The organism is Xylanibacter oryzae DSM 17970 (assembly GCF_000585355.1).
Taxonomy (GTDB): domain Bacteria; phylum Bacteroidota; class Bacteroidia; order Bacteroidales; family Bacteroidaceae; genus Prevotella; species Prevotella oryzae.
This window is the reverse complement of the sequence record NZ_KK073873.1, coordinates 2,388,057-2,402,022: the sequence shown is the minus strand read 5'-3', so window position 1 is coordinate 2,402,022 and position 13,966 is coordinate 2,388,057. Positions and strand designations below refer to the sequence as shown.

Genomic DNA, 13,966 nt, shown 5'->3' with positions numbered 1-13,966 from the left:
AATAACAAGAGGTGTTAATAAAAGAAATGTTTTACAAAAAAGGTCGCCTTTTTGTTTTATTTTTTATAATTTTGCATACCTGTGATTATGTTTGCCTTCTAATTAATAATCTAAAATATAGAAGTATATTCTTAGATAAGGAATAAATGGCATGTAATATTTTTATGATGAATATATATATAAATAATTCTTTGAGACGCTTATCTTTAATATTAATAGAGCTTTTTGTAGTAAATAGTTTCGTAAGTGCGCAAGCCCAACAGTGTGTTTTTGGAGAGTTTTTGGGTGCATCTACCGGTTTTGGTGTTCACTACGATACCCGTTTTAATGAAAATACAAATTGGGGATTTCGTTTAGGTCTGGCTTTTACAGATTCTCATTCTGAAGATTTTTTCGATAGCAATCCTAGCCATACCACAGGATGGACAATCCCTATAGGTTTAAATTATTTGTTTTTTAAAAATAAAAGTCACTTAGAGTTAGGAGGTGGATTTAGTTTTGGACGATACCATTGTGTATACAAAAATAATCCACATGAATATGAAAATGATAAATCAGAAATTTCTTGTTTCTTGATATCGGCTATAGATATCAAACAGAGAAAGGATTCATGTTTCGGGCTGGTTTTAATCCCGGTATAGCATTAAGCAGAAATGATGATCTTGGTAGACGCGAACATGGTGTAGATCGCGCTGCTTTAATTTATCCTTATGTAAGTTTTGGCTATTCATTTTAAATCAATAATATTGAAATCACAGAAATTGGCGGCTATTATTTTTGAAACCTTATTTGTTACTTGTAACTTTGGCATTATTATTTATAATGCAAGTGTAAACCGTATTAATAAAAGTATAAGTGATAACCTTGTGCATAATTTTACTTTATAAACCTATAAAAATATGGGAATAATAAACTACTCAATTAATAAAAATCCTCTTAAGGAAGGCGATGATCAGGAATATCATGTCAGAGCTGTAACGGCCGGTGGTAATATGAGCCATGAAGAACTTCGTGAATATCTGGTAAGAAATACCGGACTGCAGGCAGCACATTTCGAAGAGACTATCACGGCACTCGCCGAGCGGCTCCCTTTTCTTCTACTTCAGAACTGTAGTATTAACATTAAAGGGATAGGACGATTGTCTCTTAAACTGGGATTGAAGAAAAAACGTAATTCAGATGGGAAACTCGTTCCATATCATTTTACCGATCCAAAAGATATAACTGCCCATTATATTGAAGTGAAAGGCGTGAATATTACACCCGATGTTAAGTTTAAGAATGCTGTACGCACTGTAAAGGCTTCATTTAATGAGTCGAATGCAGTGGGGCGATCTGATACTGTTACCCGTGCACAACTGCTACTTGCTGTCGATCAACTTTTCAAGGAGCATCCTTTCATTACCTATAAGACTCTTCGTGAGAAGTTGGACATCACCGTATACAAAGCGCGCAAACTTCTTAACAATCTGGCCGCAGAAGAATATCCAAAGATTCACAGAGAAAAATTAGGTACTCAGTACGTATATCTCAAGACAGGTGATAAGATTTAATTGAATTATTAAAATCAAGAATGCCTTCAGCCGTGACTTAAATCATTGATAATTAATAGTTTCGGCTGAAGGCAAATTTTTATAGGGGTATTACGCAGTATTCGTTTTGCGTGGCAGAGTGGTGCATAGGTATCTGTAGCAGTCGCAGGTGTCTGCCCAACTGTGACGGTGACATGCCACGTGTAATTTTAGTGTCGTGTTTGCTCAGATGTTTCAGTATTGTCTCTGCCGTCATCCGCATTCCCTTCTCACCATCCTTAGCCTTGCGGAAGAAATTCGAAAACAGATTTTCAATAGGCGCATGCACATAATACGTCTTGTTATGCTCTTGCATCACCTTTTCTTCTTTAGCGCCGAAGTAATATTGTTCACCGTGCTCCACCTCATATATAAGTTGCGCGTATAGTTGGTCGTATTCTATACCTTCGGTATTGATATTACCATCAGGTTCCAGAATAAGGAATCTACGACTACCTGTACGGTCGGTCAGTAATTCACGTTTATTGCTGGTGCCTGTAAAAGAAGCGATGCGTGGCAGGCGGTTGAAATTTTTCTTATAAGCACCAATAAAGCTCGGTTTCATCGTCTGCATCAAAGTTTTCAACGCCGGCATCTTCTTAGGATCCTCTTTATCAAATTCATCTACATTTATTATTGCAAATTCCACCATCTTACGTTGTGCGTTGCCTTTCATGTTCAGCGAGAAGTCGTCTGTATAATAATCCTGAAGAGCCGGCGGTAGCAGTTTACGCAGAAAAGTACTCTTATTCTTGCCCTGAGCAGTAGACACCAACATGAGCATCACACTGTTGGCATGACTCTTATCTATTCCCAGATATTGAGCAACGATAGCACGCAACCATATGCGTCCCATATTCAAAGCATAATCCGACATATTTATACGTTGCAGCAGTGAAGCTGTACGGTCTTTGCCGTCCCATATACCCCTTACGCTGTTAAGATAAGTAGTAACCGGATGATACTTGTAAGCAAAGTTTGACTTAAACAGACGTTTCACGAAACGGTCGAGCGTGAATATGCCTGCATGCTGTACCTCAATAGCCACAGAGTTAAGTTCATTTTCGTCCACCACTTTAAAAAATGCCCCCTTGCCATCTGCTTTAGATCGGTATTCGTACACGTCCGTCACAACATTATGCCTTACCTCATAATGCTCTTTTACGAAAGCATCCATATCATTTACCGGTCGCAGATAGTTTTTAGATCTCTTTATATATTTGCTCTCCTCGTCATCCTCCTTTTGGGTTTCGACAAGATTGAGTTTATCTCGAAGCAGAACGTTTTGATCTTCGAGTGCAGCCACGAATCTGGTTCGATGCAGCATCTTGTACGCCAATCTGATAATATTTTTCATTTCGGCTGCAAAGGTAAGGTCATATTAAGCCAATAAAAAGCAAAAAACCGTCTAATGCAGGCCTTATAGATAAAGTTTCAAAAGCTATGCAAACGACACATGAAAGGGTAGCAATAAAGTTTCAAAAGCTATGCTCTGCGAACTTTCGACCAAGGTCAAACGATCTTTTCACCTAGGTCGCACGATCGTTTGACCTTGGTCGCACGCTTGTAAAGAAATGAGAAAGTAAGTTGTTACCAATGCTTTTGGTAGTTATTTTGGTAAGTATTGGAAGTTGATAAGATAATTTTGCCTTCAGCCGAATCCACTCAGTATAAGTTAGTTGAATGTTGACTGAAGGCAAAACTGAAATAAGGAAATCAAAGTTTACAAAAACAATTTTAAGCTGAAAGCTTCAGTATATGGAATTATTTTATTCTCATTATGGTAGTTTATCCAAGCATCCTCCTTATGACTATGATTTACTATCTCCTCTGTAGTCATAGGTTGTATAACTTTGATAACTTCATTCAATGTATTAATTTCACTTTCTGATAAAGCTTCTATATTAAAATTATCGCATGTCAAACAGGAACTTTCATTATTATGCGACATTACTATATTCTTGTTGATGCCTTCAATATTATCATATATGGTATCATAATGTACTGGCACCGGTCCATATTGAATAGCTTTGTAGTTGAGCCCGCTTATAGAAATCCCATGCAGTTGGTAATGTCTAAAATCAGCATAAAATAACTCCTTATTAAGTTTAGTAGGGAACAAACACTCTTCTTTACTTATGAAGAACTTTATCATTTCAGTTAGCTTATTAATATTCATTGCTCCAAATCCATTATAAATAGAGCGTTTGGTATTCCTATAAATAATGTTTTGCAGTTCATCTACTTCATTAGCCTCTTTACTTTTTTCTATTATGCTTACTATTTTATTATATTCCTGTACAGCGAATTCGCATTTGCTCTCTTTCAGGATATTGAGCATAATATTTCTGTTTTGAATGGCTGAGATCATTTTTCCATTAGACTCAGAAGGTATTTGTCCTTTTTCATATTGCGCATACTGGTTAGCACCAAATCCCAATATTTTAGTAATCTGCTGATAATTCAATCCATAACGTAGCCTTATGTTTTTTATATCCTCTTGAAAAGGTATGCCATGTTTTACTCTGTATTGAGAGTACAAATCATTGAAAAGGAACTCATCCTGTTCAGTCGTGGTAAACTTTTCTCCGGTATCCTCACATACATAATAACGAACATGTACATCATATGTTTCCTTTCGAAACTCATGAGTCTCGATAGTACTTATCTCTTTGACCTTACCTCCGGTAAAAGGACTTTTTATATCTACATATTTTTCCATATTACTTAATTATATTTTGAAGTTACTAGTGTCTCGATTTTAACGGGACACTAGTATACAAATATATGTAATAAATATAAAACAACTTGTTTATTACACTTTAAAATTTTATATATTAATAAAATATAACCTTATAATTGATTAAATTGAGTTTGTTACGATTATTGTAGTATCATAATGATGCCAACGATATTAACTAACTAAAAAATAGTTAGGTCGAATTTCCCTCCCCCCTCTTGAAAATAAATATATAGAAAGCCGATAATTATAATAAGAAAATTGTTAGATACAGATTGAAGAAAAGCATCTATTTTTTTAGACCCTGTTATGATGGTACTTGTCGCTCAAAGTACAATAATTAATGTTTTTATAGGCAAGCAAAACTTTTTTTTATTTCCTACTTGCTTTTTTCATTTAAAAGGTGTAACTTTGCGAATTGAGATAAAATAATAATAAATTAAATCATGATTATGTATCAAAGTTATGCATTTGACCTGCTTGGTGATGATGAGTTTGAACATCTTGTAGTCGATATTTGCAGGAAAATTCTTGGACCTGGTACTCATGAATTTACTAAGGGAAGAGATGGTGCACGCGATAGCTCATTTGAAGGAACAGCACAATGCTATCCATCAACTGTAAAGCCATGGAAAGGTAAAATAATCATTCAGGCTAAGCATATCTCTACTGTTAATAGCAGTTGTTCAGATAAAAATTTTTTCGAAAATAGCTCAAGTATAGTGAACCGTGAGATTAAACGAATTAATAATATAAAAGCTGATACAGGAGAGAGTTTTGATTGCTACTTGATGTTTACCAATCGAAAACTTACGGGCGGTATTCATCCCCAAATAAAGAAACGACTGAAGGAAGGTTTAGGTATCCAATATGCTGATATTATAGGTATTGAGGACTTAACAGCTTACGTGAATGAGTATAATGATTTAATCCGTAAATACAGACTGTTGCGGAATTTCCTTCCTGATAGATTCTTTGAAGAAGATATCCAAAAAGTTATATTACTATTTAGTAACAATAAGGATTGGGCTCAGATATCTCCCATTAAGGAGGATAATTTTGATTATATTAATAAGAAAGAAAAGAATAAGTTGAATAATGTAAGTGAAGATTATTTTGCTGACATTCGCGATAATTCTCTGAAGTCTTTCGATATTATAGATGACTTTCTAAAGGATCCAAGAAATGTAAAATTGCTTCAATATTATATCAATACAGTGTCAGATTTGCGAGGATATATTTTCCAAAATAAAGATTCTTATACATTTGAGGATATATTGGAATCAATTATACGAAATATTGCCGGTGAAAAGCCAGACGATGATATTTTCCGTGTAAGGGCACTAGTAAGGGTATTTGTTCACTATATGTATTGGAATTGTGATATAGGTCGTAAAAAGTAAAGTCATGCTTAAACCTGATAAATATATGAATTTGGATATGTCTGTCATTAATGTTGGCGGGCTAATCATTAAGTCTCTTCTCTCTTGCCCTGTGCAAAAGTATGTAGAGGTGGAAAATTATGTCTTAACTGCTCTTGGTAATGCAGTAAAGCCTGTAATTATATATGCTCTTGATTTTCTTTATATGTTGGGTAAGATACTCTATATTACGAATTCGGATATAATAAAACTTGTCAGATCATGAAACTCCATAGATTATATTGTAATGATAGTCGTTTTCATGATATTACATTCAATGATGGGTTGAATGTAGTATTGGGCCATGTCACACATTATTATGATATGGATAAAGACTCCCATAATTTGGGCAAGTCTACTTTGATTGATGTGATTGACTTCATGCTTCTTAAGGAAATCGACAAGAATTTTTTTTTAAAGCGATACCCGGAGCAGTTTGTTAATCATATCTTCTATTTGGAGTTACTATTGAATTCTAAAATGTATCTTACAATAAGAAGATCCGTTGCTGCTGCGACAAAAATATCATTCAAGGAACATGAGGCAAGTGAGGATTGTGGTCTGGCTACCAACTGGGATAAGAAGGATTTGAGCCTGAAAGTGGCCAAGAAATATCTTAACGATAAGTTAGGCTTTGATGTACTGACAAATTGGGACTATCGCAAGACGGTATCTTTTTTCCTTCGTACGCAGATGGATTATTATAATGAGTTCCAACTTGGAAAGTTTATGAAAAGCAAGCATGAGCAGTGGAAGCCTATTGTTTTTGAACTCTTAGGATATGATAGCTCGGCTTTGTTAAAAAAATATGATTTGGATGATAAGCAGAAAGAACTAAAGACAGAGATTAAGGCAATCAGGGAAGGCAAGACTATCTCTGCTGATGATTATGATAAGGTGAAGAGCGCGCTTGATTTGCGTAAATCTGAGCGCGACGAGATGCAGAAGAAAATAGACACCTTCAGTTTCTATTCTGAAGAACGAATAATCGGTAAAGATTTAGTAGTTGAAACTGAGCGGAAAATATCAGAACTGAATACTAAAGAGTATGCTTTGTCATACGATTTGGAAAAGATGAAGTCATCGATTAAGAATATCCCTACTTTCGACATAGAACAACTGAAGAAACTCTATGAGGAGGTCAAAGTTATTATGCCTCATAGTTTAGCCCATAATTATCAGGAACTGTTAGATTTTAATGTAAAGGTTACTAAAGAGCGTAATAAGTATCTTCGTGAGCAGATAGTGAATAATGAAGCTCAACTTGATTTAATACGTAATGAGTTGAAAAAATTGGATAATCAGCGCAACATGCAACTTTCTGTTCTGCAAGATAAAGACACATTTCGTAAGTTTAAGATTTTTGAAAAAAAATTGGCATCACTGGAAGGCGATATATCTCGTCTTGAGGTTCAACTTCAGTCGATTGACACGATGTCTTCTATGGATGAAAAAATAGAAGAAGTTAGTCAACAGATTATTTTAACATCTAAGGATATAAAATCAGAAGTTTCTAAATCTGGAGATATTCCTTCTGTTGTAAAGACTAATTTTAATGATATCTTTTATTCCATCTTCGGCATGAGTGCTTTACTTTATGTAAAGCCTAATTCTAGTGGAAATGTTGATTTTAAAGTGGAAGTAGCTCCAGATGAGAATTCGGATGCAACTGCAGAAGGTCTTGGCAATAGTTATAGGAAGATGCTTTGTGTAGCTTTTGACCTAGCTGTGCTTTCGGTTTATAGTAATAAGTCGTTCTTCCGGTTCGTTTATCATGATGGAGTATTCGAAGGTCTCGACAATCGCAAGAAAAAATTGTTTATCGAGACTGCCCGCAGATATTGTCAACAGTATCACCTCCAATATATTTTCTCTTCTATTGAAGATGATATACCTGCCGATATTCTTCATTCTTTTAAGGAAGAGGAGAAGTGTTTGGTACTTAATGATGAGGACGATGGTGGAAAGTTGTTCGGATTTAGCTATTAGGCAATCGATTGGTAAACATAGAAAAGATTCATTTTATAAAATGTTGAGAAATTTTTGAGCAGATTTAATTGCCCCACATAGTTTAAGTTTTATGATTATGTGGAATGAAACAAAAAGTGGAAATATAGTATGATGGATGCGGTTTGGGCTAGTAGACATAAAAAATGTATTAGGTCAAATAAAGAAGCAAAGGTAAAGAATATATCAACAATGGAAGATTTATCTAACTTTCTTATTACAATATGATAAATGGATTAATCTTTATATCAAAATTTAAAGTGCACTTGAAAGCTAGATGCTCTAATATTGCACTATAAAAGAAGCTGTTAAAAAACTGTCTATATGGCAGTCCTTTTTGTGTATAGTTTACTAGTTAAATAATCTGGATAACTCAGCAAAAGTAATGGATATTACTGTTTGTAGTATGAGAATATAAATCTTTTTCATTCAATTTTTGGCAAGCGCAATAACTAGATATTCCAGAGTATTGCGGTCCATCGTCAATTTTGGTGCAGCGAATTAGCCCGTACAAGCGTGGAACATTTTAATTTTCAGTAACTTATTACTGGCCCTCCCATACATGCTAAGCTTGACAACTTTAATCTTATTGTTTATTCCCTCAACCAATCCATTGCTAAAAGGTCTAAAAATAGCATTCTTTATGGCATCATAATCAGAAACCAAACCTCTACAAAAAAAATAGTTCTTGATATGTTGACTCCTTATATGTATCGATCCATTCATCTAATTCTTTTACATTGTCACTCCCGACAGCATTTCTAAATGCCAAACAGGCATCTCTTAAAGATGATAGAATTGAGGATGATTCTATTAGTTTATCAAACTTTATACGCTCTTTGCCAATTTCTCCAGTTTTTGTATTAATGCCATAATTGGGATTGCAAATATATATATTCAACTTCATATATGTTATTGACTTAAACATTTTTACGAAGGGTGATTGGATTAAATTATCTTTATTTGTAAGTTCCGTTTGTTGCATCTGTTTTGTATAGTTCTTGTATCTTGTTGCAAACCACACATAAAAAGAACTTAGCGCTACTTTAAACCCTGAATTCAGTACTGTTTTATGTATTTCCTTAATACATAAGCCTTTGTTACCATATTCAATTATGTTTATACGACTATTGTAATCAACTTTATAGATCTTATGCTTTCTTGGTGGCTCATTTAGCAGTACATATTTATTAATGGTAGATTTATCAAGTCCAACAATCTTGGCGGTTCTCCTGTTTGATATACCTAAGCCATACAAACGTTGTACCTCATTATAAACAGTTTCTATTTTGGTTGACAAATCTGATGTGTATGGATGTTAATTAGGATCAGGTTTAATCTTATGTATTATGGATTCTAGGGTGTGGTTATTAGATGTTGTATCTATGTCATTTGTTTCGGACGCTTTTGATAACTCTTGAATAATAGACTTATACATAGACTTGATTTGAACTTCAATACGTTCGCTGCAATTTTTGACTAAATGAAAACGATCTGCTATTTGTTGCGCATTTGATATGGCTTCGTTAATTGCTGCCGAATAGGAAGAAGAGCGATCTCTTACAACTATTTCGGCATGACGATATTCTTTTAGATAGTCAACAACGTCTGCTTTGTTTCTACCTTCAATCATATCAAGAACCTGATGTGTATCTGCATCAACGGCAACGGTACCATAAGATATTCCTTTTTTATAAGCAAAGTCGTCAACACATATATGTTTAATATCAGCTTTGTTGATAGGCTTTTCAGTAATGCCATTTACTATTCGTAAGCAAGTTGATGAACTTTGAGGTATACCTAATAAGGGTGTAATTAAAGCAGCTTTATTTGAAGACATCTCTATAAGCATATTTTGCAATGAGTATAAAGCGGGTAAGATTTTCCTTCCATATCTACGAGTTATACCATACGGCTGCTTTGAGAAGATAGACTGAGGATATTTAGAATTTGTACAACGAAATTTTCTTGTGGTCAATTTAATGGATAGCTTTTTACCACAAATAGGCCGGTCCAATAAAACTCTGGTATATTTTGAGTGGACAGAATAGCTTTTCTTCGCACAATTAGGACATACGTCATAATAATGTTTAGCACAAGATTCTATTACTACGTAGTCTTGATTAACACACGCATTGTGAAATTTCAAACCAACGTAGCCTATGATATGTGTTAATACTAAGTTTGAAAACCCTAAATTATAGTTGTATTGATCTGCTTTTTGTTTCATATAAAGTGCTCTAAATCAGAGTACTAAGATACAAAAGATTGACTTACGCAACATAATCAGGTGATAATAAACGAGTTAATGGATGTTTTTTTTGGAAGAATTTGGCAGTAGCAAATTCGCACCAAAATTGACGATGAACCGGTATACTCTGGAATATCTAAAATGTGGGCGATTAATATACATTGGTCCTGTTTTGTTCAATTCAAAATTTGTCATTATCTGTATCTGTTAATAACTTCAATGCTATACTTATATGATTATTTATGGTCTTTTTATATAAACTGGCATTTATTACATTACTGCAATTTTATGCTTTTTATTATTCTCGACAAAAAGAGTGAAAAAAAGGTTTATGACAAGTTTTAATAGTATTATTTGATGTTTTAAATAGCACTTCCGTATTTATGTTTTAAATGTTACTACACTACATTACATAATATTAAAATATTCACAGTTATAAACAAATACTATTGCTATATCATATTTTAGCTTATGCTTTCTTTTCATATCTAATTCAGTATAATCTAGAAAGAAATCTCAATTTTCTTTTCGTATCTCTACCTATATAGAAAGATTCTTATCATATTCTTTCTGTTAATTCTATAGATGAATATCTATGTCCGGATCAAGAAACAATATATTATTGTAGTAGCGTTCAGGAAACTCCTGAGCCATGGTGAGCTTCTCAAGATACCGGAGGACTTCAGCTTGTCATAGACATCCCGCTGATTCATCTTCAATTTAGAAGATAATAAGCCTATGCAATATGTCGCAAAGTCAAGTTGATCGTATGTCATAACTAGATATTTTAATGGCAAAGATAACACAATATTTAAATTTTACCAAGTTTTTGAAAGAAAATCATGTTGAACCGACAATCGAATGTTAAAATGCAGATTGTTCAGGTATGGCGATCTCAAACTCATTATTGACCATGGTAACTTAATAGAATCCGAATGATCTAAATAACAAACAACCATAAATATTTTTATAATCGTCTTCATGCAATAACAATAAATTTAGTTATCTTTGCATCACAAATGAACCGCTTAACATTAAACTTTATTTTATGCAGGAATCATGATGAAACTTGGTAAACCCATCCTATTTATATTATCCGGATTGCCCGCCTCGGGAAAATCGACGCTGGCAAAACTCATATCAAAAGAGTATAATGCTTTCTATTTGAGAATTGACACAATAGAACAATCTTTACGAGATTTATGCGACCTAGATGTACAAGGAGAAGGATACCGTCTGGCATATCGAATAGCAAATGACAATTTAGACCTGAAGCATCATGTTGTTGCGGACTCATGCAATCCCATAAATCTTACCCGCCAAGAATGGGAAAAAGTCGCCATCCAAAACAAATGTCTGTACATCAATATTGAAGTAATTTGCTCCAACAAGAGAGAACACGAGAAACGGTGTGAAACAAGAGATAATGAAGTAGCAGGACTACGACTCCCTACATGGGACGAAATTCAGAATAGGGAATATGACGTATGGGAAAGTGATTACATTAAAATAGATACCGCAAATAGATCGGTTGAAGATAGTTTTTCTGAATTAAAGAAAAAGATTGTCAGATATTTAGAAGACAACAAATAGAGAAACCTGGCGGCATATGCTACAAAGATAATCGCATTTGCATTTTTATTATTGCCATGTTAATATCGTTGCAATTAACTGTTAAATGTATCTTGGGAAAACGCAATAAGCATGATCATTAACAAGATTTTTTTCATTCTATTCTTTTATTTATGGAAGTGAAAATGTTTTTTGTACTTGACACAATAAGTATGGCTAAAACAAATGGCATTGTATATTGCATCTATTAGGACAGACTAGGGTCGATAATTCGGATCTGGCATGTACCACTCCATCGCTTCAAAGAATTTTTGCAGACTCTGATCCTTGAATATATATCCTCTTCGAGCAAATGGGATATTCCTTAATACTCTGGCACTATATTCATCCTTTGCCTTCATTTTTGGTTTTACGTCTGTAAATGGAATATGACAGAAAAACTCATCTTTATATTTTCGGGCATCAAACAGATCATTATTTATATTCTCTGTTGTTATTGTGCATATACCATCCAGACAGAATATATTCAGATTACTCATGGGTACAAAGTCTGTCTTGTGAAAAACGATCATTCCCTGACGGATATAACATTTCATCAGACTATCCGGAGAATAATCTTCTTTGTCCTTCATACTCTTCTTAAAATCAATTATTTTGCCGTTACCCACCATCGTCCAATCGGATATGTTATCAAAGAAGGTCTCAGGAATGCCTAAAGAGGCAAAGTCTCCCATATCAACAATCAGCGTGAAGTCACCAATCTTACCTCCGGCCCATCGTTTGGCAGCATCGAGCACATAACTAAATTCATAAAAGGAACTTACGTTCTCAGAGAAGTCGCAGATATAAGAATGCCGGATTATATTTTTACCGGTAACGAAATCTGCATTAAACAGATAGACATACATCTTTGTAGAGCCGTACTTCTGGTTATATTCCACTTTGTTTGTAAATGGCAGTATCTTACCGTTCATACTTACAGTGAAATTATGCATAAATGGGTGTGGCGCATTTGCCGGTACCTTCTTGAAAGTATCGTCAGCAAGGGGCTCTTCGTCTTCCTGTGGCGGCCTGGCCTCGAAACCTACATTTATGAGTTGTCCTTCACCTGGATTGTCAAATTCATAATAGACAGACACCGCTACTTGTTTTTCTGAAATTTTCTTGATACTCAGGATCTCTTTCGACACCTTTATATCTGTATTGTGGATAGGTACCAACTCATTACCGTTGATACGAAACACTCCGTCGTTAGCTTTTGCATAACCCAGAGCTATTAAATTTGCTATGATTATAAATAATATTCTTGTCATTCTTCCTTTAATTACATTTAGGTTAAAATCAACCTCTAGTATTGGTCTTTTACAAATCATTCTCATGAGTGACTTTGAGGTTAAACTAGACTTTCATACCTGTCAACTTTATTTAACACAACAAATTAATAGCTTTTTTAGTTCTACAACAAATATTCTTTGTTAAGAAAACTAAAACATATTATTTTTGATAATGTCCTATTCCTTTGTAATATTTTATTTTGATTCTACAAAAGCATATGTTGGTGAGAAAGAAAGTGTGAAAGCTAAAGCCGGTGGTACTCCATCTGAGAATAATAGTAGTAGATGCCGTTATTCTTTTGTTAATGATTTTGATTTTAAGGGTATAACGTTATTACTTTGTATATAATTTAATGTCATTTACTTTATCTCTATAAGATATTTACTATCTTTGCGCTATTACAAATAAAAATTGATTTTAACAAGATATGAAATATAAACATATATTATTTGATATCGACGGCACCTTGGTTGACAATGAAAGTGCTGTCATAAATACATGGCAACAAACTATACAAGAACTTTTTGGTAAACATTTTGAGAAAGATGAACTAAACTTCGTATTAGGAATACCCGGCGTCACCACCATGCAGAAACTAGGAGCAGAAAATCCGGAAGAAGCTTTTAAGCTGTGGGGTAAGAATTTTCAGGAGCATAGAAACGAAATAACCTTGTTTGATGGAATTGATGAAGTAGTTAGAAATCTCAAGCAAAAGCATTATAAATTAGGATTGATTACTTCACGAACACGGGATGAGTTAAATAACGATGATGCTTTATGCAAGATCTTTCACCTTTTTGATGTCGCTATTTGTGTTACTGACACGGTAAACCCTAAACCGTCGGCAGACCCGATACTTGCATACTTTGATAGAACAGGAGCTACACCATCAGATACTCTGTATATCGGGGATGCTGCTTATGATAGCCAATGTGCTGCAAACTCACATGTTGATTTTGCACTAGCTACTTGGAGCAGTGGAAAAAAGAAAATACCGTGTAAATATGAACTTGAAAAGCCTTCTGATATTTTGAACTGTTCGGAATTTCCGAACAGTTCAAAATAAATA

The 13,966-nt window shown here is 34.2% G+C and carries 14 protein-coding genes; 8 read left to right on the top strand and 6 right to left on the bottom strand.

Annotated features, from left to right (window positions below; all coding sequences use genetic code 11):
- Nucleotides 1-164 precede the first annotated feature (164 nt).
- Nucleotides 165-641 (top strand): hypothetical protein, encoded by a 477-nt coding sequence (locus tag XYLOR_RS09740; protein ID WP_051508965.1) that lies wholly within the window; start codon nucleotides 165-167, stop codon nucleotides 639-641.
- Between the two features lie 258 nt (nucleotides 642-899).
- Nucleotides 900-1,553, top strand: coding sequence for an HU family DNA-binding protein (locus XYLOR_RS09735; protein ID WP_036878940.1), 654 nt, complete (start codon nucleotides 900-902; stop codon nucleotides 1,551-1,553).
- Nucleotides 1,554-1,632: 79 nt separating this feature from the next.
- Here the strand turns inward: XYLOR_RS09735 and XYLOR_RS09730 are convergent, their stop codons facing one another.
- Together XYLOR_RS09730 and XYLOR_RS09725 are read right to left on the bottom strand one after the other, a co-directional pair.
- The gene (locus XYLOR_RS09730; RefSeq protein WP_051508964.1) at nucleotides 1,633-2,928 is read right to left on the bottom strand and encodes a VapE domain-containing protein; all 1,296 of its coding nucleotides are present in this window, start codon (nucleotides 2,926-2,928) and stop codon (nucleotides 1,633-1,635) included.
- Between the two features lie 366 nt (nucleotides 2,929-3,294).
- Nucleotides 3,295-4,293 carry a type II toxin-antitoxin system antitoxin SocA domain-containing protein gene (locus tag XYLOR_RS09725; protein ID WP_036878937.1) on the bottom strand — a complete coding sequence of 333 codons (999 nt, stop codon included), beginning with the start codon at nucleotides 4,291-4,293 and terminating at the stop codon, nucleotides 3,295-3,297.
- Between the two features lie 464 nt (nucleotides 4,294-4,757).
- Here XYLOR_RS09725 and XYLOR_RS09720 point away from each other — a divergent pair, with 464 nt between their 5' ends.
- From XYLOR_RS09720 to XYLOR_RS09710, 3 genes are read left to right on the top strand one after another with little or no spacing between them, the layout of a single operon-like run.
- Nucleotides 4,758-5,714 carry an ABC-three component system protein gene (locus tag XYLOR_RS09720; RefSeq protein ID WP_036878933.1) on the top strand — a complete coding sequence of 319 codons (957 nt, stop codon included), beginning with the start codon at nucleotides 4,758-4,760 and terminating at the stop codon, nucleotides 5,712-5,714.
- A 4-nt stretch (nucleotides 5,715-5,718) separates the two neighbouring features.
- Complete coding sequence (locus tag XYLOR_RS09715; RefSeq protein ID WP_036878929.1) at nucleotides 5,719-5,958, top strand: ABC-three component system middle component 8; 240 nt, start codon at nucleotides 5,719-5,721, stop codon at nucleotides 5,956-5,958.
- The gene (locus XYLOR_RS09710) at nucleotides 5,955-7,721 is read left to right on the top strand and encodes a DUF2326 domain-containing protein (protein WP_036878926.1); all 1,767 of its coding nucleotides are present in this window, start codon (nucleotides 5,955-5,957) and stop codon (nucleotides 7,719-7,721) included. The genes XYLOR_RS09715 and XYLOR_RS09710 overlap by 4 nt, the downstream gene beginning before the upstream one ends.
- A 519-nt stretch (nucleotides 7,722-8,240) precedes the next feature.
- Here the strand turns inward: XYLOR_RS09710 and XYLOR_RS14180 are convergent.
- The 3 genes from XYLOR_RS14180 to XYLOR_RS13655 are packed head-to-tail and all read right to left on the bottom strand — an operon-like array spanning nucleotide 8,241 to nucleotide 9,969.
- Nucleotides 8,241-8,465 (bottom strand): transposase, encoded by a 225-nt coding sequence (locus tag XYLOR_RS14180; RefSeq protein ID WP_051508963.1) that lies wholly within the window; start codon nucleotides 8,463-8,465, stop codon nucleotides 8,241-8,243.
- Nucleotides 8,410-9,039 carry a hypothetical protein gene (locus tag XYLOR_RS09700; protein ID WP_036878923.1) on the bottom strand — a complete coding sequence of 210 codons (630 nt, stop codon included), beginning with the start codon at nucleotides 9,037-9,039 and terminating at the stop codon, nucleotides 8,410-8,412. Before XYLOR_RS09700 ends, XYLOR_RS14180 begins: the two co-directional genes overlap by 56 nt.
- Nucleotides 9,040-9,057: 18 nt before the next feature.
- The gene (locus XYLOR_RS13655) at nucleotides 9,058-9,969 is read right to left on the bottom strand and encodes a transposase (RefSeq protein WP_084608594.1); all 912 of its coding nucleotides are present in this window, start codon (nucleotides 9,967-9,969) and stop codon (nucleotides 9,058-9,060) included.
- A 1,080-nt stretch (nucleotides 9,970-11,049) separates the two neighbouring features.
- Between XYLOR_RS13655 and XYLOR_RS09690 the strand changes: the two genes are divergently transcribed.
- Entirely contained in the window at nucleotides 11,050-11,583 is a 534-nt protein-coding gene (locus XYLOR_RS09690) for a P-loop nucleotide/nucleoside kinase family protein (RefSeq protein ID WP_245601995.1), read from the top strand.
- A 236-nt stretch (nucleotides 11,584-11,819) separates the two neighbouring features.
- Here XYLOR_RS09690 and XYLOR_RS09685 read toward each other — a convergent pair whose 3' ends face one another.
- Nucleotides 11,820-12,875 carry a YARHG domain-containing protein gene (locus XYLOR_RS09685; protein WP_036881002.1) on the bottom strand — a complete coding sequence of 352 codons (1,056 nt, stop codon included), beginning with the start codon at nucleotides 12,873-12,875 and terminating at the stop codon, nucleotides 11,820-11,822.
- 193 nt (nucleotides 12,876-13,068) lie between these two features.
- Between XYLOR_RS09685 and XYLOR_RS13820 the strand changes: the two genes are divergently transcribed.
- Together XYLOR_RS13820 and XYLOR_RS09675 are read left to right on the top strand one after the other, a co-directional pair.
- On the top strand, nucleotides 13,069-13,245 hold the full coding sequence (locus XYLOR_RS13820) for a hypothetical protein (protein WP_154655712.1): 177 nt from the start codon (nucleotides 13,069-13,071) through the stop codon (nucleotides 13,243-13,245).
- Nucleotides 13,246-13,324: 79 nt separating this feature from the next.
- Nucleotides 13,325-13,963, top strand: coding sequence for an HAD family hydrolase (locus XYLOR_RS09675; protein ID WP_036878915.1), 639 nt, complete (start codon nucleotides 13,325-13,327; stop codon nucleotides 13,961-13,963).
- Nucleotides 13,964-13,966 lie beyond the last annotated feature (3 nt).

Excerpts from the sequence above, each read along its gene's own strand:
- XYLOR_RS09740 (WP_051508965.1), top strand. The coding sequence starts at position 165 with ATGATGAATATATATATAAATAATTCTTTGAGACGCTTATCTTTAATA.
- XYLOR_RS09735 (WP_036878940.1), top strand. The coding sequence starts at position 900 with ATGGGAATAATAAACTACTCAATTAATAAAAATCCTCTTAAGGAAGGC.
- XYLOR_RS09730 (WP_051508964.1), bottom strand. The coding sequence starts at position 2,928 with ATGAAAAATATTATCAGATTGGCGTACAAGATGCTGCATCGAACCAGA.
- XYLOR_RS09725 (WP_036878937.1), bottom strand. The coding sequence starts at position 4,293 with ATGGAAAAATATGTAGATATAAAAAGTCCTTTTACCGGAGGTAAGGTC.
- XYLOR_RS09720 (WP_036878933.1), top strand. The coding sequence starts at position 4,758 with ATGATTATGTATCAAAGTTATGCATTTGACCTGCTTGGTGATGATGAG.
- XYLOR_RS09715 (WP_036878929.1), top strand. The coding sequence starts at position 5,719 with ATGCTTAAACCTGATAAATATATGAATTTGGATATGTCTGTCATTAAT.
- XYLOR_RS09710 (WP_036878926.1), top strand. The coding sequence starts at position 5,955 with ATGAAACTCCATAGATTATATTGTAATGATAGTCGTTTTCATGATATT.
- XYLOR_RS14180 (WP_051508963.1), bottom strand. The coding sequence starts at position 8,465 with ATGAATGGATCGATACATATAAGGAGTCAACATATCAAGAACTATTTT.
- XYLOR_RS13655 (WP_084608594.1), bottom strand. The coding sequence starts at position 9,969 with ATGAAACAAAAAGCAGATCAATACAACTATAATTTAGGGTTTTCAAAC.
- XYLOR_RS09690 (WP_245601995.1), top strand. The coding sequence starts at position 11,050 with ATGATGAAACTTGGTAAACCCATCCTATTTATATTATCCGGATTGCCC.
- XYLOR_RS09685 (WP_036881002.1), bottom strand. The coding sequence starts at position 12,875 with ATGACAAGAATATTATTTATAATCATAGCAAATTTAATAGCTCTGGGT.
- XYLOR_RS13820 (WP_154655712.1), top strand. The coding sequence starts at position 13,069 with ATGTCCTATTCCTTTGTAATATTTTATTTTGATTCTACAAAAGCATAT.
- XYLOR_RS09675 (WP_036878915.1), top strand. The coding sequence starts at position 13,325 with ATGAAATATAAACATATATTATTTGATATCGACGGCACCTTGGTTGAC.